This is a genomic window from Limosilactobacillus pontis DSM 8475, from assembly GCF_001435345.1.
Classification (GTDB): Bacteria; Bacillota; Bacilli; order Lactobacillales; family Lactobacillaceae; genus Limosilactobacillus; species Limosilactobacillus pontis.
This window is the reverse complement of record NZ_AZGO01000055.1, coordinates 39,953-58,549: the sequence shown is the minus strand read 5'-3', so window position 1 is coordinate 58,549 and position 18,597 is coordinate 39,953. Positions and strand designations below refer to the sequence as shown.

General features: G+C 54.1%; 23 protein-coding genes. 19 read left to right on the top strand and 4 right to left on the bottom strand.

Going from position 1 to position 18,597, the window contains the following annotated elements; genetic code table 11:
• Window position 1 precedes the first annotated feature (1 nt).
• The 7 genes from FD34_RS05185 to FD34_RS05155 are packed head-to-tail and all read left to right on the top strand — an operon-like array spanning window position 2 to window position 4,299.
• Window positions 2-253, top strand: coding sequence for a YaaL family protein (locus FD34_RS05185; protein WP_057807442.1), 252 nt, complete (start codon window positions 2-4; stop codon window positions 251-253).
• 14 nt (window positions 254-267) lie between these two features.
• Window positions 268-927: a dTMP kinase gene (gene tmk / locus FD34_RS05180; protein WP_057807440.1), complete on the top strand. Its 660-nt coding sequence runs from the start codon at window positions 268-270 to the stop codon at window positions 925-927.
• A gap of 5 nt (window positions 928-932) precedes the next feature.
• Window positions 933-1,256 (top strand): cyclic-di-AMP receptor, encoded by a 324-nt coding sequence (locus FD34_RS05175; RefSeq protein WP_057807437.1) that lies wholly within the window; start codon window positions 933-935, stop codon window positions 1,254-1,256.
• A 17-nt stretch (window positions 1,257-1,273) separates the two neighbouring features.
• Window positions 1,274-2,296 (top strand): DNA polymerase III subunit delta', encoded by a 1,023-nt coding sequence (gene holB, locus FD34_RS05170; protein WP_057807435.1) that lies wholly within the window; start codon window positions 1,274-1,276, stop codon window positions 2,294-2,296.
• Entirely contained in the window at window positions 2,296-2,646 is a 351-nt protein-coding gene (locus tag FD34_RS05165) for a DNA replication initiation control protein YabA (protein ID WP_057807433.1), read from the top strand. Before holB ends, FD34_RS05165 begins: the two co-directional genes overlap by 1 nt.
• 8 nt (window positions 2,647-2,654) lie before the next feature.
• Window positions 2,655-3,524, top strand: a complete 870-nt coding sequence (rsmI, locus tag FD34_RS05160; protein WP_057807431.1) for a 16S rRNA (cytidine(1402)-2'-O)-methyltransferase — start codon at window positions 2,655-2,657, stop codon at window positions 3,522-3,524.
• A gap of 10 nt (window positions 3,525-3,534) precedes the next feature.
• Complete coding sequence (locus FD34_RS05155) at window positions 3,535-4,299, top strand: acyl-[acyl-carrier-protein] thioesterase (RefSeq protein ID WP_057807430.1); 765 nt, start codon at window positions 3,535-3,537, stop codon at window positions 4,297-4,299.
• 54 nt (window positions 4,300-4,353) lie between these two features.
• Here the strand turns inward: FD34_RS05155 and FD34_RS05150 are convergent, their stop codons facing one another.
• The 3 genes from FD34_RS05150 to FD34_RS08780 form a co-directional block, all read right to left on the bottom strand.
• On the bottom strand, window positions 4,354-5,055 hold the full coding sequence (locus tag FD34_RS05150) for an EAL domain-containing protein (RefSeq protein WP_191980204.1): 702 nt from the start codon (window positions 5,053-5,055) through the stop codon (window positions 4,354-4,356).
• Between the two features lie 28 nt (window positions 5,056-5,083).
• The gene (locus FD34_RS05145; protein WP_235805993.1) at window positions 5,084-5,836 is read right to left on the bottom strand and encodes a GGDEF domain-containing protein; all 753 of its coding nucleotides are present in this window, start codon (window positions 5,834-5,836) and stop codon (window positions 5,084-5,086) included.
• Window positions 5,837-5,943: 107 nt separating this feature from the next.
• Window positions 5,944-6,222 (bottom strand): hypothetical protein, encoded by a 279-nt coding sequence (locus FD34_RS08780; RefSeq protein ID WP_235805992.1) that lies wholly within the window; start codon window positions 6,220-6,222, stop codon window positions 5,944-5,946.
• 260 nt (window positions 6,223-6,482) lie between these two features.
• On the opposite strand from FD34_RS08780, the gene FD34_RS05140 reads away from it, so the two are divergent.
• The 8 genes from FD34_RS05140 to FD34_RS05105 all read left to right on the top strand — a co-directional run bounded on the left by FD34_RS05140 (window position 6,483) and on the right by FD34_RS05105 (window position 15,491).
• On the top strand, window positions 6,483-6,944 hold the full coding sequence (locus FD34_RS05140; RefSeq protein WP_057807428.1) for a hypothetical protein: 462 nt from the start codon (window positions 6,483-6,485) through the stop codon (window positions 6,942-6,944).
• 31 nt (window positions 6,945-6,975) lie between these two features.
• A complete protein-coding gene (locus tag FD34_RS05135) occupies window positions 6,976-8,301 on the top strand; it encodes a glycosyltransferase family 2 protein (protein WP_057807426.1) in 1,326 nt (441 codons plus the stop codon).
• The gene (locus tag FD34_RS05130) at window positions 8,294-9,112 is read left to right on the top strand and encodes an EAL domain-containing protein (RefSeq protein WP_057807424.1); all 819 of its coding nucleotides are present in this window, start codon (window positions 8,294-8,296) and stop codon (window positions 9,110-9,112) included. Before FD34_RS05135 ends, FD34_RS05130 begins: the two co-directional genes overlap by 8 nt.
• 199 nt (window positions 9,113-9,311) lie before the next feature.
• On the top strand, window positions 9,312-10,823 hold the full coding sequence (locus FD34_RS05125; RefSeq protein WP_057807422.1) for a hypothetical protein: 1,512 nt from the start codon (window positions 9,312-9,314) through the stop codon (window positions 10,821-10,823).
• Window positions 10,824-10,827: 4 nt separating this feature from the next.
• A complete protein-coding gene (locus FD34_RS05120; RefSeq protein ID WP_057807420.1) occupies window positions 10,828-13,083 on the top strand; it encodes an RNA degradosome polyphosphate kinase in 2,256 nt (751 codons plus the stop codon).
• Window positions 13,076-14,041, top strand: coding sequence for a Ppx/GppA family phosphatase (locus tag FD34_RS05115; RefSeq protein WP_057807418.1), 966 nt, complete (start codon window positions 13,076-13,078; stop codon window positions 14,039-14,041). Before FD34_RS05120 ends, FD34_RS05115 begins: the two co-directional genes overlap by 8 nt.
• Window positions 14,042-14,175: 134 nt before the next feature.
• Window positions 14,176-15,171, top strand: coding sequence for a UDP-glucose 4-epimerase GalE (gene galE / locus FD34_RS05110; RefSeq protein WP_057807415.1), 996 nt, complete (start codon window positions 14,176-14,178; stop codon window positions 15,169-15,171).
• Between the two features lie 113 nt (window positions 15,172-15,284).
• On the top strand, window positions 15,285-15,491 hold the full coding sequence (locus FD34_RS05105; RefSeq protein ID WP_057807413.1) for a hypothetical protein: 207 nt from the start codon (window positions 15,285-15,287) through the stop codon (window positions 15,489-15,491).
• Here FD34_RS05105 and FD34_RS08605 read toward each other — a convergent pair.
• The gene (locus FD34_RS08605; protein WP_057807411.1) at window positions 15,485-15,769 is read right to left on the bottom strand and encodes a hypothetical protein; all 285 of its coding nucleotides are present in this window, start codon (window positions 15,767-15,769) and stop codon (window positions 15,485-15,487) included. The two genes, FD34_RS05105 and FD34_RS08605, sit on opposite strands and share 7 nt — an antisense overlap.
• A gap of 86 nt (window positions 15,770-15,855) precedes the next feature.
• On the opposite strand from FD34_RS08605, the gene FD34_RS05095 reads away from it, so the two are divergent.
• From FD34_RS05095 to tsaD, 4 genes are all read left to right on the top strand, one after another.
• The gene (locus tag FD34_RS05095) at window positions 15,856-16,062 is read left to right on the top strand and encodes a hypothetical protein (protein WP_057807409.1); all 207 of its coding nucleotides are present in this window, start codon (window positions 15,856-15,858) and stop codon (window positions 16,060-16,062) included.
• A gap of 79 nt (window positions 16,063-16,141) precedes the next feature.
• On the top strand, window positions 16,142-16,867 hold the full coding sequence (tsaB, locus tag FD34_RS05090) for a tRNA (adenosine(37)-N6)-threonylcarbamoyltransferase complex dimerization subunit type 1 TsaB (RefSeq protein WP_057807407.1): 726 nt from the start codon (window positions 16,142-16,144) through the stop codon (window positions 16,865-16,867).
• A complete protein-coding gene (gene rimI, locus FD34_RS05085; protein WP_057807405.1) occupies window positions 16,851-17,420 on the top strand; it encodes a ribosomal protein S18-alanine N-acetyltransferase in 570 nt (189 codons plus the stop codon). The genes tsaB and rimI overlap by 17 nt, the downstream gene beginning before the upstream one ends.
• A 2-nt stretch (window positions 17,421-17,422) precedes the next feature.
• A complete protein-coding gene (gene tsaD / locus FD34_RS05080; RefSeq protein WP_057807402.1) occupies window positions 17,423-18,454 on the top strand; it encodes a tRNA (adenosine(37)-N6)-threonylcarbamoyltransferase complex transferase subunit TsaD in 1,032 nt (343 codons plus the stop codon).
• Window positions 18,455-18,597 lie beyond the last annotated feature (143 nt).

The following is an 18,597-nucleotide window of genomic DNA, read 5'->3' as shown; positions in this document are numbered from 1 at the left end:
AATGCTATTCAGACATCAACCCAAGCACGAGGTAGCGCAAGAACGCAACCAGCGGCTATTGGCCACGATCTATGAGACCAAGGCCAGCTGGGACCATGCCCGGGAGACCGAGCGGGCCGTCTATGAGGCCAACGTCAGCAGCGAGCTTCAGGACCGGGCCCACCTGCAGGAGCAGAAGTATCTCTACCTGTACCGGATTGCCCGGCGCTACCACGTGCACGGCCAGCTCAACCATGGCATTGTCAGCCAATAGAAGGGAAAGCAAGCATGAGTGGAAAATTTATCTCTTTTGAGGGGCCCGATGGTGCGGGTAAGACCAGTGTCATCCGCCAGATCAAGGCTGACCTAATAGCTCAACTGGGGGAAAACCAGGTGTTATACTCACGGGAGCCGGGCGGCAGCCCGATTGCCGAGCAGATCCGGCAGGTGCTCTTCGCCCCGGAGAACAAGGACATGGACGCCCGTACCGAGGCCCTACTTTTTGCCGCATCCCGGCGCCAACACGTCGTTTCCACCCTGCGCCCCGCACTGGCGGCCGGCAAGGTGATCCTGTGTGATCGCTATGTTGACAGCTCGCTGGTCTATCAGGGTGCCGGACGTCAGCTGGGAGAGGAGACCATCTGGAAGCTCAACCAGTACGCGATTGACGGCCTGATGCCGGGATTGACGATTGACCTGGACGTGCCTTCGGAGGTCGGCCTGCGTCGGATCGCCGAGCACCGTGCTGACCAAGTAAATCGTCTGGACAAGGAAAAGCTATCCTTCCACCATATGGTTCGCCACGCCTTCCTGGACCTCCAGAAGGACGACCCGGACCGGATCAAGCTGGTTGACGCCAGCCAGCCCCTCGACCAGGTGGTTGCCAACGTCAAACGGGTGATCAACCAGCGCTACCCAGAACTATTCGCAAACGAAACACAGAGGTGATTATAATGAAGATGATTGTGGCCATTGTTCAAGCAAAGGATAGCAGCCGTCTGCGGAAGGCATTCACGGCTGCCAGCATTCAGGTGACCCAGCTCTCCACCACTGGGGGCTTCCTGCGTGAGGGGAACGCGACCTTTCTGATCGGAATCCAGGATGACCGGGTTCAGGACGTCTTAAACGTCATCAAGAAGAATGCCAAGTCACGGGAGCAATACATTACATCACAGATGCACATGGACGTGGAAGGCGGCTCGGCCTTCCCGGTTAACGTTAAGGTCGGCGGGGCAACGGTCTTTGTCCTGCCCGTTGATGACTTCATCAAGTTTTAAGTAAGTGGGGGATCAATTTGGCTGAGGAACCACAAGAACGTGCCGAAAGGCTCCAACCACGGATTGTTGCCCGGCTCAAGCGGATCTTGGACAAGCACGAACTGGCCCATGCCTACCTGTTCGTTGGCCCTGATGGATCCGGCAAGCTTGAGGTGGCCCGTTGGCTGGCCCTCCGCCTCTTTTGCCTGCACCCGCAGGATGGTGAGCCGGATCTGACCTGTGCCGAGTGTCAGCGGATTCTGTCCGGTAACCACCCGGACATTGTGACTGCCGCGGCGGAAGGACGGCAAATTAAGGTGGACGAGATTCGCCATCTGAAGGCCGAGTTTACCAAGAGTGCCATGGAGGGGAGCCAGAAGCTCTTCATCATCCAGGATGCCGATAAGATGACTACCGGGGCGGCTAACAGCCTTTTGAAGTTCATTGAGGAGCCCGGTCCCGGAGTCTACATCCTGATGCTGACTACCAACAAGAGCGCAGTTCTACCGACAATCCGGTCACGGACCCAGGTGATCGAGATGCAACCGCTAAGGCGCGCTGACCTGCTTGATCAGTTGGCCGCCCTGGAAATTCCCAAGGGGCAACGGCTGGTGGCGATTGGCCTCACCGATTCCGTTCAGCAGGTTCAGGAGTGGTGTGCTGACGGCTGGTTCGCACAGGCGGTCACTGGGGTCAGTCAGTGGTTCAATAGTGTCAGTCAGGGGAACATGTTGGCCTTTGTCGAGGTCCAGACCAAGCTAGTCAAGTTGGCCACTGACCGTGATAAGCAGCAGGTCTTACTCGACCTGATTACCCTGATTTGGCGCGACGCCTTACTGGTGGCCAACGGCATCAGCGATCCGGATCGACTGCACTTCGTCAACGAGCAGGGACAGATGCAGGCGCTGGCGGGCCAGTATTCGATGGCCCAGCTGTTGACGGTCAGTCAGCTGACCCTGGAGATCAGGCACCTACTCGGTCAAAACGTTAACTTCCAAAACATCGTCGAGCAGCTGACCATCAGGATTGTTCAGACATTGCGTGCAGTGGGGGCAGAATAATGAGTGAGAAACAAGCAAATGAGAATATCTATGACCGTTTTGCCCAGGTGATGAAACAGACCCGGGAACTGGTTGCTAACATGGAGCAGCTTCAGGCCCAGATCACGGAGGTGTTGGAACAAAACGCCGAACTGTCGATTGAGAATGACCACCTCCGTAAGGCAATTAAGAAGATGAAGGATCAAAGTGGTGAGGCCAAGCTGTCTGGCTCGCGGCAGAACCTGAAGGAGCTCTACCAGCAGGGCTTCCACGTTTGCAGTGAGTACTTTGGTAAGCGTCTGGCCCCGGGTGAATCCTGTGCCTTTTGTACGGACGTCATCTTCGGCCATGATCCCGACAAAGCAAAGTAGGTGAAATGATGCAACAGATTAGCAGTTTTAATAATCAGCAGGTGGGACACCTCTACCTGGTGCCAACCCCGATTGGCAACCTTGATGACATGACCTTTCGGGCGATTAAGACCCTCCGTGATGTTGACCTGATTGCGGCGGAGGACACCCGCCACACCCAGCAGTTGCTGAACCACTTCGAGATTGATACTCGTCAGATTAGCTTTCATGAGCACAATACCGAGCAGCGGATTCCCGAATTATTGGCCAAACTCCAGGACGGGATGGACATTGCCCAGTGCAGCGATGCGGGGATGCCCTCCATCTCTGACCCCGGAAAGGAACTGGTGGCGGCGGCAGTCCAGGCTGGTATTCCAGTTATCCCGCTGCCAGGAGCCAACGCGGGGCTGACTGCCCTGATTGCCTCGGGCCTGGTTCCGCAGCCGTTTTACTTCTACGGCTTTTTGGAACGCAAGCACCAGCAGCAGGTGACGGCCCTTCAGGAATTGGTGAATCGACCGGAGACAATGATCTTCTATGAGGCTCCGCACCGACTGAAGAAGACCCTGGCGACGATGGCGGAGGCGTTCGGCGATGACCGGCCCGCCGTCCTTGCCCGGGAACTGACGAAGCGTTATGAGGAGTTTAGCCGGGGACACCTGGGTGAACTGCGCGACTGGTTTACCGACCACCAAGCCCGGGGTGAGTTTGTCGTTTTGGTGGCTGGCAACCCCAACCCGCAGGCCGCGGCAGTTGATAACGATGAAGGTCTTTCGCTGACCGAACAGGTGGACAAGGCGATTGTCAACGGCCTTTCCACCAATGCGGCCATCAAACTGGTTGCCAAGCGTAACCACATCAAGCGCCAGGAACTTTACAAGCAGTACCATAACCTATAGGAGGCACGGGATGGACTTACAGCAAGATAAGCAGGTATACGAGATCGCCCACCGGCTGACCTACTATGAGTGCGACGATACTGGTCACCCGACCATGAGCATGTTGCTTAGTATGATGACGATGGTCTCCGACGCCCACAGTATCGCTCTGGGGATGGATACCGCCACCATCCAGGCAACTGGAGAAGCCTGGGTGATTACTGAATACGATGGGCGCCTGTCACCTGAACAACCGACCTTTGGTGATCAGGTTATCTTGGGAACACGAGCAGTTGCTTATAATCGTTTCTTCGCGTTACGGGAGTTCTGGATGGATGACGCCAACCACACACACCGTTACCTCCACCTGCGTGCAACCTTCGTCTTCATGAACCTAAAGAAGCGGCGGCTGATGTCGATCCCACCGGCTTTGATCACCCCCTTTGAGTCACCGGAAGAAAAGCGGCTTCCCCGGTTGGGGCGGCCCGGGTCGATCACGGCGGAAGCGCCAGTGAGTCAGCAGTACCGGGTTCGTTACTTTGACATTGACGTCAACCACCACGTGAATAACGCCCGCTACCTCGATTGGTTACTCGACCCCCTCGGTGGTGAATTCCTTCGCCACCATCGACCGGTTAAGCTGGTGATTAAATACGAGCACGAGGTTCAGGCGGGGGCGAGCGTTACTAGTCAGTACCAGCTGGTCGATGATAACGGCCTGCATAGTCGGCATGTGATCGTTGTCGACGGCCAGGATTGCGCGACGGCGGAGTTGACCTGGACACCAATTAAATAGGGTAAATAAAAGAAGCCTCACAAGTCATTGACTTATGAAGCTTCTTTTTTGCACTCAAATGTTAGCGGTGCCTCTTCCCCAGTAGAAGCCCTGTTGAAGGATGGTGGGGTTACCGGCAAAGCGGCGGGCGAGCTTGCGATCGGCAATTTCTTCGATAACAAAGTCCAGTTGGTGTTCAGCCGCGAAGGTAAGCCAGGCATCGACAAAGTGTTGCCTAGTTGTTTGGTCCTCGTTCTTAAACAGGAGGAGGGATAGCTTGATGCGGTGAATCGTACCAAGTTGGCGGGCGACGAACGCGTAGCTGTTGCTACCGGCACAGACGTCGTCGATTGCCAGCTCAAAGCCAATTCGACGGAGGCGGGTAATTTCATGATCCAGGTATTCCGGATCATGAAGCGTTTCACGACGTTCGGTTAGCTCAATGGCAACCTGAGCGCCGTACTGTTGGTGAATGTTACTTAAAAATTTCCAGGTACTAGCAAAGTCCAGCTGACAGGGTTCGATGTTAATGTAGATCTTCCGTTGGGAGTGGCCCATCAGGGTATTCTTAAGGGAGGCCTGACTAATTGTGATCCAGCGTTCATTCCCCCCGGGGGTCGTGAGACTAGTCAGAAAATCGGTTCCTGGAAAGTTTCCCGCCGCATCACGCATTAGCATTTCGTAAGTGTCGACCGTTGCGTGGAGCTGCTGGTCAACCCGGAGAATGGGTTGAAAAATATTGTGTAATTGTAATTGCTCATTAAGGATTGTCTTCACACAATTCTTTTTCAATTATGGTCCCGTGTTAGCGATCAATTCGGTGGACTTTTTTTACCGATGTATGGTGATCAGTGACGATCCAGCCACGACCGCTGTTCTTTACACTATACAACATTTTATCTGCCCATTTCAAGGTATCGTCTAGCTGCTCACCATTCAAATGATTAGTCAAACTGGCGGAGAAACTGATGAAAACAGTGATACCCTCCTTGGTAGTGATCGGCTGTCCAGCCATCTCCTCCTCAATTAGTTGGAGACCGCTGTAGACCTCTTTGATGGAGTGGTTGGAGACGACAATCGAGAATTCCTCACCCCCGAAGCGGTAGACGTAGCCATGATTGGGAAAGGCGGTGTGGGTTCGGTTACGAAGAACGGTCGAGAAATGGTTTAAGACTTCATTACCCACAAAGTGTCCATACGTATCGTTAATCTTCTTGAAGTGGTCAATGTCGAGCCCACCGATCACTATATTATGAATTGACCGGTTTTGGGTTAGGGCCTTGATCTCCTGACTGAGGGCCCGATAGTTGAGAAGTCCCGTCAGGTCATCACGTTCACTTTCCCTACGTAGAAGGTTGATGCGTTGCTGGTTCTTGATCTCGTTTTTGTAACGTTGGCCCTCGAAGATAAGAATGAGGAGCAGGCCAAACGTGGCCGCGGCGATATTGGCAATCGTGAAACGGTTGTTGATGGCCAGAGAGACCAACTCAACTAGGCCCAGGCTGCTGATGGCCATAATATAGCGGACCTGGAGTGACCAGTACTGCCAAGTGGTCAAAGCCGCACAGATGATAAGGAAGACGGCGGACTCGGGCAGCCGACCCACCAGTTGTGCAGGGGTTCGATTCTAGTCAGGACCTCGACGGTGTTGGCGAACAGCGGGGTCTAGATGAGCAGTCCCCACCAAATCTTATCGTGGTTATTTCGGAAAAGCATCGTGAAGGGGACCACCATCATGAAGGCCACCTCGTTGATATTGATCAGGGAGATCTGGAGGAGGCAGTACTCCTGGACAAAGTAACTGACGGCCACGATCAGGGTCAGGATAATCTGACGGCGGCTGCGGACCGTTTTGCGGTAGTCTTCAAAGTAAATCTGGGCGATAATCATTGTGATTACAATGATTGGTAGATAGATAACGGCGTCAAATATTTTAGCGGCCAAAGTAGTTTCACCTTCTCGTCAATATATTTTGCAATGGCTTTCAAATTTTACAGCCAATTGGGAATTAAATCCAGTCGTAAATTGACAAATTATTGGGGTGTTATTAGTAGCTGGATGAAGATGGGTGAGAAAATAACGAATTACCGATAAGATTCGTTATGACGCTTTTTTATGTTATACTTTTTTAGATTATTTGTTTATATGCAAAGTAAGGAGAAACAATAGGGGATGGATATGACCCTATTATTAGATTGATAAAAATGAAAAATACGACAACTAAAAGCTATCGAGATCGCTACTTCATGCGTGGTCACTGGGGGACCAAGATTTGGCAGACGGTGGTGGTCGTGCTGAGCTGGTTGGTCTTAATCGTCCCCATCACGATCACGGTTGCTAGCTACGTTGCTTACCGTACACATGGCCGGCATGGCCACTTCTTCTGGCACTACGCTGAGGGCTTTCAGGAGCTAAACTTTCTAATGATCTTCCTGAGCTTTGCACTCGGGGTTATTGCGGTGTTTTGCTTTGCCATGGGCTATATCCAGTTGCAGCGGGCACATGGGCTGATGACGAAGTGGCCGATGTTTGATATGGCGAAAAATCGGCATGAGCGAGAACGAGATGAGCTATTTATGACGGCCCGTTTTGATAGTGAGGCGAAACGCCGGGCCCGCCGAAACTATACGGTTAAGGCCAACCAGAACCTAAGGAAAATCAGTTGAAACAGGTTGTCAATGGTGAGGAGGCTGAATAATGGTTTCTAACATTATGAGTACGGTCTTTCAGACTAGATCACCGTGGATGGCCTTCCTACTGGTTATTAACTTAATCCTCTGTCTCTACCCGATTCTCGGGGCCCTATTCTGGTTCTTTGGGGCCCTCTCCTACATGACCTTTCGCCACGATGAGGAGCTGGCACCAACAGACAACCAGCTGACGACGGAACCATTGGTCACGATTATGATTCCGGCCCACAATGAGGAGGTCGTTATCCAGGGGACCCTAGAGTACCTCCTAAATGAGCTCACCTACCATAATTACGAGATCCTGGTGATGGACGATGGCAGTACCGATGCCACCCCGCAGATTATCCATGAGCTCCAGGAGAAATATCCCCGTCTGCGGACCATCCGGATTGAGGAAAACCAGGGGAAGGCCCATGCCTTTAACATCGGAATCTTCTTTGCTAAGGGTGACTACATCCTGAGCAACGATGCGGACACGATCCCTGAACGTGATGCCCTAACGAAGTACATGCGCTACTTCACGAGTCCGGAGGGGATCAACTACGCCGCCATCACGGCTAATATGGACGTCTATAACCGGTCCACCCTCTGGGGAAAGCCGCAGACCGTCGAATTTTCGAGTATCGTGGGGATCATCAAGCGCAGTCAGACGGCCCTCAACAATACCATGTATGCCTATAGTGGGGCCAACACGATGTATCGCCGTGACTTTTTGATCAACGTCGGCGGTTTTCGGCAGGATCGGGCGACGGAGGACATCAGCATTGCCTGGGATCATACCTTCATGAACGTGACCCCTAAGTTTGCCCCCGACATTGTCTTCCATATGAATGTGCCGGAATCCTTTGCCGACCTCTATAAGCAGCGTAAACGCTGGGCACAGGGTGGAACCGAAGTCTGGCTAACTAACTTTACCAAGGTGTTGCGTCATCCTTGGCGATACCGCTTCATCATCCCGATGCTTACCGACACGACTCTTTCGATCATCTGGTCATTTTTCTTTTGGATTACGAGTATTATCTTTGTCCTGCTGATGATTCACTTTGCCGTCGTCGGCAATTACGAGCGGATTTGGCACGGGATCGTGATGAGTATGATCTTCGTCACCTTCCAGCTCGTGGCGGGGCTGTTTCAGGTCCTGGCGGCACTGCTCCTCGACTTCAACGGTGCCAAGCTGCGTTACCTGATGTTTTCGCCGATCTACCTGCTCTTCACCTGGATCGTCAACCCCCTGACGATCGTTACGACCTTCCTCAGGGCGGTTAAGGCCGTGGCGGGTTACGGAAATGGTAAGTGGGTTAGCACGGAAAGGAAGGCTGGTAGCAATGACTGAGTTGCGGATTTTTCTCTGGTGGGTCTTCGTGGCCTTCACCATTATCTGTCTTGCCTTTTGCATTGAGGCCCACGTTCGTTACCGGACCAAGCGTGGGATTGATGATGATCAGGGCTTTGACAGTCGGTATGAATATTTTGGTCAACCGGTCTATGATCAGCGGGGGAAAGTTTACGGCTATGAACTACTGTTGCGGGCATTTGACTCACAAAATCATCGCTGGTACCTACCGACGGATGTCATCGACTTCCCGTTAAGCAGGATGGTTTACGCGGTCAGTGAGATTGATCCCTATATTACCTCGACAATCAAGGTGTTAGCCCTAAACATGACGGTTAACCAGATTAGTGACTTCCGGGCGGAATACTTTTTCAAATGGGCCCAGGGGATGGTTGGTGACTGGCGCCTGTCAGTTGAACTTAATGCCGTGGATATCTGTCGCGCGCGATTCCTCCAGCGTCAACGAATGCGGATCGTCCTGAAGCGGCTCGACCATGCACGCATCCAGGTAGCAATTGAAAACGTGGATTCGTCAAAGCGGATGTGGCGACGCCTAAGGGGCTTCTTACCGTATATTGATTACCTTAAGTTTGATGCTTCGGCCTTCAATAAGTCTGCTGACCACTGGATCGACGTTACCATTGCCCAATGGCAGTGGCGGGCCCAGGAACATCGGGTGGTACCAGTTGTCGGTAAGGTTGAGGATAACACACAGGTGGAACTTGCTAACCAGCTCGGGATTAACCTTCGGCAGGGCTATGCTTATGGTCATCCTGGCCGGGTCCGCGAAATGAATGATGGCGACAATTAAGACGGCTAGGCTCCGTGGTGCCCGGGTGCTTAATGCGAGGTCGATTAGGCTTTTGGCAACCGCATTACAATATTCAATAAATGGCTGGGGAGAAATGATTTCTCCCAGTCATATTTTTTTCTTTTTAACTATTGACCATTAGACAAATGCTTTATAATTATCAATGAGTAAAGAATTATGAAGAAGAGGAGTGATTAGTGTGAAGAATTCATTGACTGCAGTGATCTATTTGGAGCCTGACCAAGTTAGTCTGCGGATAATCGAACTGCCAAAGGGCCGCGTGATCAATGACGTTCATTCCGGAGCGCTGGCGCTAGGCAGTGGCAAGATTGCCAACTATGCCCAGAATATGGCCGCAATCGTCAACAACCTCGACGGGTTCAAACAGCAGCTGAAGGACTACCAGGTCCAAGACGTGCACTTCTACGGGGCAATCGAGGACCTGGCCCCGATTGATGCCCGCTACGTTGCCGACCAGCTTGAGGTCCGCACTGGGTTCACAATTCACTGGCTGAACAACAACCAGCTGATGGCCAAGACGATGGGCTGCGTTGTTAACCACCTGACCGAGTTCAAGGCATTGAGCAAGCACTGCCTGTACCTGCTGACGCTGGGGCTAGACTCGATGACCCTGGCCTTCTTCCACCATGGCAATTTCGAGAAACAGTGGGAGATTGACCTCGGTGGGGCCAAGATCAGCCGGCTGGTCCAGCGGCTGCGCCAGACGACCACCAATCCCCAGGAAATTATCCAGGATTACATCTCGAGCAAGCTGGAATACATCTCACCCGAGCTGAAGCGTAAGAAGCGGACCGTCCTGCTGATCCAAAATGCTCCGGTATTGAGCAACCACTACATCAAGGAGGGGGAGCACCTGGCGGAAATTCCTCAGGAGCCGCTGAAACGAGCCAACCAGACCCTGGGGATCAAGATCAATGACCAGCAGCCGTGGGCGCAGGATGTCACCACCGAACAAGAGCAACGCCTAGTCGTGCCCAACTACCTGGTGATCGCCCGGACGGCCTACCTGGTTCATCCATTGAGCATCTACGTAACCGACATCTCAATGATGGATGGTCTGGTCAACGGCTTTGCGGATAACCGGGCTCAGAGCCAGATCAACACGATGATCCGAACCTCCGCCGATGATCTTGCCCAGCGTTACGGGGTTGATCCGGCCCACAAGGACTTTGTGACCAGGTTCGCCCTCCAGTTTTTCGACCAATTGCGGCCGATTCATCGGCTGGACAACCATGCCCGCCTCCTGCTGGAGATTGCTAGCAAGGTCGACGATATTGGGAACTTTATCAACCAGGAGAGCCACTACCGGCACTCGGCCTACATTCTGAAGTCCAACCCACTGATTGGCCTCTCCGATGATGACAACCAGATCATTGCTGAGGTGGCCCGGTACCACAGTGCTGAGAGCCCGACGGCAGCCCAGGAACACTACCGGCAAATGGATGATGATATCCAGCTGGTTGTGGCCAAGCTGGCGGCGATTCTCCGCCTGGTCGACTCCCTGGATGACTCACGCCAGCAGAAGATTTCGGTGATCAAGCTCAAGCTGACCGACGATCACCTCCTCAAGATCAAGGCGAGTGCTAACGACGACCTGGTCCTTGAGAAGTGGTCGTTTAGCAAGAAGTCACAGCTATTTAACGACGTATTCGGCATCAAGCCAGTATTGATTGAAAGGGGCGGACACTAATATTATGTATAAGGATTTCTATAAGCCAGAAAATTATGTGAACCGGGAACTCAGTTGGATTGACTTCAACGGCCGGGTCCTCGGTGAGGCGACGGACATGGATAATCCGCTGTTAGAACGGGCCAACTTCCTGGGGATCACCCAGAGTAACGTTGACGAGTTCTTCATGGTCCGGGTGGCTTCATTGCACAAGCTGGCGGCGGCAAACGTCACCACGACCGATGCGTCCGGGCTGACTCCGCAGGAACAGCTGGATGCGGTCAACGAGAAGGAGCACCGGATGGTGGAGGAGCGCTACACGGTCTATAACCAGCAGATCATTCCCCAGTTGGCTGAGCAGCGAATCAAGATCCTTCATGTTAAGGACCTCGACGACAAGCAGTACGAGTTTATTCGCCGCTACTTCAATGATGAGCTGATGCCGGTCCTGACCCCGATGGCTGATGACAGCTCCCGGCCATTCCCGTTTATCTCCAACAATTCCCTAAACATCGCGGTCCAATTACGGCGTGACCCTACCCAGCGGGCCATGTCGATGAAGACCAAGGAGATCCTGGAGGGGGACCAAGAGGTGGAACGCCACCAGAACGAGCCCCACGACGACTCCAAGGAAGCCGACATTAAATTCGCCACGGTCCGGGTCCCGGAGATCTATAAACGCCTGGTCCGGTTACCGGGGGAGAATAACTTCATCCTGATCGACGAGCTGATCAAGGAGTTTCTGTCGCTGCTCTTCCCGGGCTATCAGATCATCGAGACGGCCACCTACCGGGTCATGCGGGACATGGACCTCGACGTGGCCGAGGAGGATACCTCCGACCTGCTCCGGGCAGTTAAGCACCAGCTTCGTGAACGTGAACACGGTCAGGTTATGCGGCTAGAGGTCGAGCACGATATTGATCCCTGGCTGGAGGACCAGCTGATCGACAACCTGCACGTCAACGAACGCTCCCTCTACCGGGTGGACGGGCCGGTCGACCTGACCTTCCTAAAGAAACTGTCGGGGATGGTCGATGGCCACGACGACCTGCGTTACAAGCCGTTCAAGCCCTACCTCAACCCGAAACTGGACATGGATCATAATATTTTCCAGTCGATCCGGGAGAAGGACTACCTGGTCCAGCACCCTTATGATAACTTCAACGCCGTGGTTAACTTTATCCACCAGGCGGCCGTCGATCCCGAGGTCCTGGCGATTAAGATGACCCTCTACCGGGTTTCCGGGAACTCCCCGATCATCAAGTACCTGGGGATGGCGGCCCAGCGTGGCAAGCAGGTCACCGTCCTGGTCGAGGTCAAGGCCCGCTTTGATGAGCAGAACAACGTCCGTTGGGCCCAACGGCTGGAACGGATGGGCTGCCACGTCATCTACGGCTTGGTTGGCCTGAAGACCCACTGTAAGGTTGCCCTGGTCATTCGGCGGGATGAGGATGGTCTCCGGCGTTACATGCACCTGGGGACCGGGAACTACAACGACGTCACGGCGCACTTCTACACTGACATGGGCCTCTTCACCTGCGATCACGAACTAGGAATTGACATGACCAATCTCTTCAATATGCTGTCCGGGTTCGCCCGGCCGCCATACTTCCACCAGCTCCGGGTTTCACCAAATGGGATCCGGGAGTTTATCAACAAGAAGATTGATGAGCAGATCGCAGTGACAAAAAACGGCGGGCCCGCCCTGATCCGGATGAAGATGAACTCCTTGTCCGATAAGCAGATCATCGCCCGCCTATATGATGCGGCAGCAAACGGGGTCAAAATCCAACTGATTATCCGGGGGATCACCTGCCTGCGCAACGACCTGCCGGAACTCCACGGTAACATCGAGGTCCATTCGATCGTCGGCCGCTTTCTGGAACACTCTCGGATTTACTACTTCAAGGGTAATGGCAACGAGGAAATCTACCTGGCCAGTGCCGACATGATGACCCGGAATCTTAACCGGCGGGTCGAGGAGCTTTACCCGGTCAAGCAGGCCGATACCAAAGCCCGGGCCATTCAGATTTTTAACATCATGTGGAGGGATAACACCAAGGCCCGGATCCTGGAGGGCGACCATTACGAGCGGATTGACCGTGGTGACGCGGCTCCGTTCAATGCCCAGGAGTACTTCGTAGCGGAGGCGGAGAAGTTGAACCGCCAAACGCGGCACCAGCACAAGAGCCAGCGCCACCTGGCCTCGGTCTTTGAGACCCTGTCCAAGCATGTGCCGTCCCTGCACCTCAATGACGAGAAGAGTGATTCGCATGAATAAGCACCTAGTGGTAATTGACCTGGGATCCAACTCGATCCGCCTCAAGATCAGTGAGCTCCAGCCGGATGGTCAGACGGTGACCAAACACTACGAGAAACGCTATGTTCGCCTGTCTTCAGGGATGGGGACGGAGAAGGTCTTAAAGGAGGAGCCAATGCAGCGGACCCTCAGCGCCCTGCGCGAGTTCCGCCAGATCTGTGATCAGTATGAAGATAAAAAGGTAGTAGCGGTGGCTACGGCCGCGGTCCGGCAAGCCAAGAACCAGCAGGAATTTCTCCAGCAGGTTAAGGAGGAGAGCGGCTTTGACATCCAGGTAATCTCCGGTGAGCAGGAGGCCTACCTGGACTATGTTGGGGTTACCAGCACCCTGCCGTTGAAGCGGGGGATCATCATTGACACCGGGGGCGCCAGCATGGAGCTGATCGCCGTTGAGGATGGGGCTGCCGAGGAAACGGTCAGTATTCCCCTCGGCTCGGTGACCCTCTCCCAGCGTTACCACCTGGGGGACCAAGTCGATGCTGCCGACCTGTTTGACGCTATGGTTGAGGTCGATGAGGTCCTCTCCCACCAACGCTGGCTAAACCGTTTCCAGCGGAGCAAGATCATCGCCCTGGGCGGTAGTAACCGGGCCCTAGCGAAGATCTACCGTTGGCGTAACGCGGTTGATGGCAAGGCGGCACCGGTCCAGGGGCTGACCCTGCGTTCGGAAACGGCCTTCGCCATCATGCACCAGCTGCTTGAGGCCGACCGGGCAACCCGGGCCAGCATTCGCGGGGTCATGAAGGAACGGGCTGACGTTGTAATCGGCGGTCTACTACCCCTGTTGGCTCTGATGCGCCAGTTGGCCATCGACGAGGTTAGCTTCAGTAATAGCGGCCTGCGGGAGGGGGTCCTCGTCAAGTACCTTGAACACGCGATGGACCTTCTTGATCTGACACCCAATAAGGATCACAAGTGAAGCGGTTTCATTTTTACGTAATTTTTACTAAAATTTACTCGCCCTGGTGGGTAAACTGTGCTACAATGCCAATTGAAAGATAAATCAAGTAAACGATTTCGCGCTTAGCTAGTCGACACAAGGAGGAATTTGGTATGGCAATTTTAGTTGCTGGTGGTGCCGGATACATCGGCTCTCACATGGTCAAGGATTTAATCGAACACGGTGAGGACGTGGTCGTGGCCGATAACCTGTCAACAGGTCACCGGGACGCCATTAACCCGAAGGCAAAGTTCTACGAAGGGGATATCCGGGACCGGAAGTTCTTGGACAAGGTCTTTGACAACGAGGACATCACCGCCGTGGTTCACTTTGCGGCCTTCTCAATTGTTCCTGAATCAATGAGCAAGCCACTGAAGTACTTTGACAACAACACTGGTGGTATGATCACCCTCCTGGAGGAAATGCGTGATCACAACATCAAGTACATCGTCTTCAGTTCGACCGCTGCTACCTATGGGGTTCCTGAGCACATGCCAATTAAGGAAACTGACCCACAGAAGCCAATCAACCCATACGGCCTGAGTAAGCTGATGATGGAGAAGATGATGGCCTGGGCGGATAAGGCTTACGGCATCAAGTTCGTTGCCCTGCGCTACTTCAACGTTGCCGGTGCCGCTCCTGATGGTACGATTGGTGAGGATCACGGTCCAGAAACCCACCTGGTTCCAATTATCCTGCAGGTTGCCCAGGGTAAGCGTAAGGAACTGAGCATCTTCGGTGACGACTACAACACACCAGATGGTACCAACGTTCGTGACTATGTTCACGTCATGGACCTAGCCGATGCTCACATTCTGGCCATCAAGTACCTGAAGGCTGGCAACAAGTCCAACGCCTTCAACCTTGGTTCCTCCACTGGCTTCTCCAACAAGCAGATGTTGGAAGCTGCTCGGGAAGTTACCGGCAAGCCAATTCCGGCCAAGATGGCCCCACGGCGTCCCGGTGACCCCGACTCACTGGTTGCCGCCAGTGACAAGGCCCGGACGATTCTGGGCTGGGATCCGAAGTACGACGACGTTCACGACATCATCGCCACGGCCTGGAAGTGGCACTCAACCCATCCAAAGGGCTATGATGATCGCGACTAATCAACGATAATTAATTTGGTAAATCTACCGTGCTGACAATGTTAGCCGGTAGATTTTTATTTGTATGGATCCCTGCTATAATGGGGCTGTTTATGGTAAGGAGGGGAATGCAGGTGCAGTTTAGTTTTGATAACCAGCAACAGACGATCATGGGGGTCGCTATTGCTGATCGGCAGTGCTACCGTTGTGTGCGGGATGCGATGCTGTTCAATGTCTACGAAGACTGGCGGCCAACCGTCAGCGATGTCCAACGGGCAGCCCAGGAGGCCCAGGACGCGGCTAGCCGTGCCAACCGGAAGTTTAAGGAGGAGTTTCAATGACTGACCAGGAACTGTTTGACCGTTTCAAGTACCCTAACGGCACCCTGAAGAACAAGCGGGGGATTACCGATGCGACCGAGCTGGCCCGGCTTGAGTTTCAAATGGTCAATGCCAACATGGTCGCCCTTCTCCAGCACGCGGCTCAGTTTCCACGGATTGAGACGATTGATCAGCTGACGGTGGTGCACCGCTTCCTGTTTGACGACCTCTACGCCTGGGCGGGGGAGGTCCGCAATTATAACCTGGCCAAGGCCGGGCACGTCTTTCAGGACTTCCATACTTTCCGTGAGACGACCCGGTGGATTAATATCTTGCTATCTAAGGCCAACCAGGAGGTCCGCCCGCCAGCGCCTATGCTGAATTATTGGACAACATCAACGAGTACCACCCTTTCCGCGAGGGTAACGGGCGCAGTACTAAGACATTTCTTCAGCTCTTGGCGATTCAGCATCACCAGTACATCAATTTTCCTCGTCACCAGGACCAGCTGGTGGATGCCTTCAACCAGGCGACCCCGATCGACTATGCGGCCCTAGGGCGGATGCTGGGTGTGCAGAACCGCGATGAATAGGTTCAATAGGTTCATGCCCGGGACTAATGGGACCGGTTGTGATAAGATGTTAGTTGTGATTTGAAAGGATGGACGGAAAATGAAAGTATTAGCAATTGATACGTCAAACCACCCGATGAGTGTGGCCCTGGTCGAGGATGACCAGCTCCTGGCGACGACCACGCTTAACATGGTGTGCAACCACAGCATCTACCTGATGCCGACGATCGATCGCCTCTGTCAACTGGTTAAGTGGTCCCCGACCGACCTGGACCGGGTCGTCGTAGCCCAGGGACCGGGATCCTATACTGGAATTCGGATCGCGGCCACCACGGCTAAGGTCCTGGCCGACACCCTCAACATCGACCTGGTTGGGGTCTCCAGCCTTGAGGTGGTTGCCCGTAACGTCCTGCCGATGACTACGGCAATCATCGTACCGTTCTTTGATACCCGGCGAGGAAACGTCTTTGCGGGGGCCTACCAGTGGAAGGATGGTCAGCTAACCAGCCAGATTGCTGACCAGCACCTGGCGATGAGCGACCTGCTCACTCAGTTAGCTAAGATTGACCAGCAGGTGATCATGGTGGGGCACGTGACGAAGAAGCTGGCCGATCAGTTTGAAAAGCTGCCGCAAAACGTCAGCCTGGCACCACGGGCCTACGGGATTCCATCGACCTACCAGTTGGCGTTAGTGGGGGTAGACCAGCCGGCCGTTAAGGAGATTGACCCGTTTGTGCCACATTACCTAAGGATTACTGAGGCGGAGGCTAACTGGCAAAAGCTCCACCCGGGAGTTACCAGGAAGAATTATGTTCGAGAAGTTTAAGAGCTGGTGCCGGGTTAACATCAACGGTCGGAAGTGGCCGATGCTGGACTTCGCGCGCCGGGTGGTGATGATCAAGCGTCACCAGTACGTCGTTCGGATGGCAGCGGAGCAGGACATCAAGACAATGGTTGAGATCGAACGGGCCATCTACGGGACTGCACCGTGGAGCTACGCCGCCTTTCAGATTGAATTACGCCGACCCCACGACCGCCTCTATCTGGTGATCGTCGACGATGGTCGGGTCGTCGGCTTCATCGGGATGGCGGTCGATTGGTACCGTCTCGACCTGCACATCACCAATATCGGTGTTACCCCTGGCTACCAGCATAAGGGGATTGGTACTTACCTGATCAGTACCGCCCTTAATTACGCCCGTCATACCCAGCTGCACTCGGTGAGTCTGGAGGTGCGGGTACACAACCTGGTTGCCCGGAAGCTGTACGAACAGCTGGGCTTTCGGGAGCGAGAGATCAAACACCGCTACTACCTCGATAACCATGAGGACGCGGTGGACATGGAAGCGGACCTATTGAGTAAAGGAGAGCAGAGATAGTTATGGCAGAACGTACGCTCATTTTAGCGTTTGAAACCAGTTGCGATGAAACCAGCGTGGCCGTGGTCGAAAACGGCACCAAGATCCTCAGCAATGTGGTGGCCACCCAAATTGACAGCCACCAGCGTTTCGGTGGGGTGGTTCCCGAGGTTGCCAGTCGGCACCATATCGAGTGGATCACCCGGTGTGTTGACCAGTCTCTGGAAGAGGCCGGGGTCGGCTACGGTGACATCGCAGCCGTGGCCGTTACCTATGGTCCTGGTCTGGTCGGCTCCCTGCTGGTCGGGGTCACCGCTGCCAAGGTGGTCGCCTGGGCCCACCACTTGCCGCTGATTCCGGTTAACCACATGGCTGGTCACCTGTATGCGGCACGCTACGTCGGTGAATTCATGTATCCCCAGATGGCTCTGCTGGTTTCCGGCGGGCACACGGAACTTGTTTACATGCCTAAGGAACATGAGTATGAGATCATTGGGGAGACGCGCGACGATGCGGCCGGTGAGGCTTACGACAAGATCGGTCGGGTGCTGGGGGTCAACTACCCGGCTGGGAAGACAATCGACGAGTGGGCAGCCCAGGGTCATGACACTTTCCACTTTCCCCGGGCAATGGAAAAGGAGGCCAATTACGACTTTAGCTTCAGCGGGTTGAAGAGTGCTTTCATTAATACGGTCCACAATGCCGACCAGCGGGGCGAGCAGCTGAACAAGTATGACCTGGCCGCCAGCTTCCAGCAGAGTGTCGTCGATGTCCTGGCGGAGAAGACGATGCGGGCTCTCGATCGCTACCCGGTCAAGCAGCTGATTCTGGCCGGTGGGGTGGCCGCTAACCATGGCCTGCGGACCCGGCTTGACCACGACATGGCCAAGTACCATCCCGAAGTGGGAATGCTCCAGGCCCCACTGAAGCTGTGTGGGGACAACGCCGCCATGATTGGGGCTGCTGGTTACGTTGACTATCAGCACGGTGATCATGCTGGTATGGACCTCAACGCGGTTCCCGGCCTGATGTTTAAGCGAATGGAAGTTAAATAATGGGTCATAAATAAACCGTCGTAACTTCACTTGGTGAGGTTACGGCGGCTTTTATTAGTGCCTTTAGGCCTAGTTGAGTGCGCGAGTGAAGCGAGTGTGCGAAACAAAAAACCACCCGCTATGCGGGTGGGCGACAAACATTA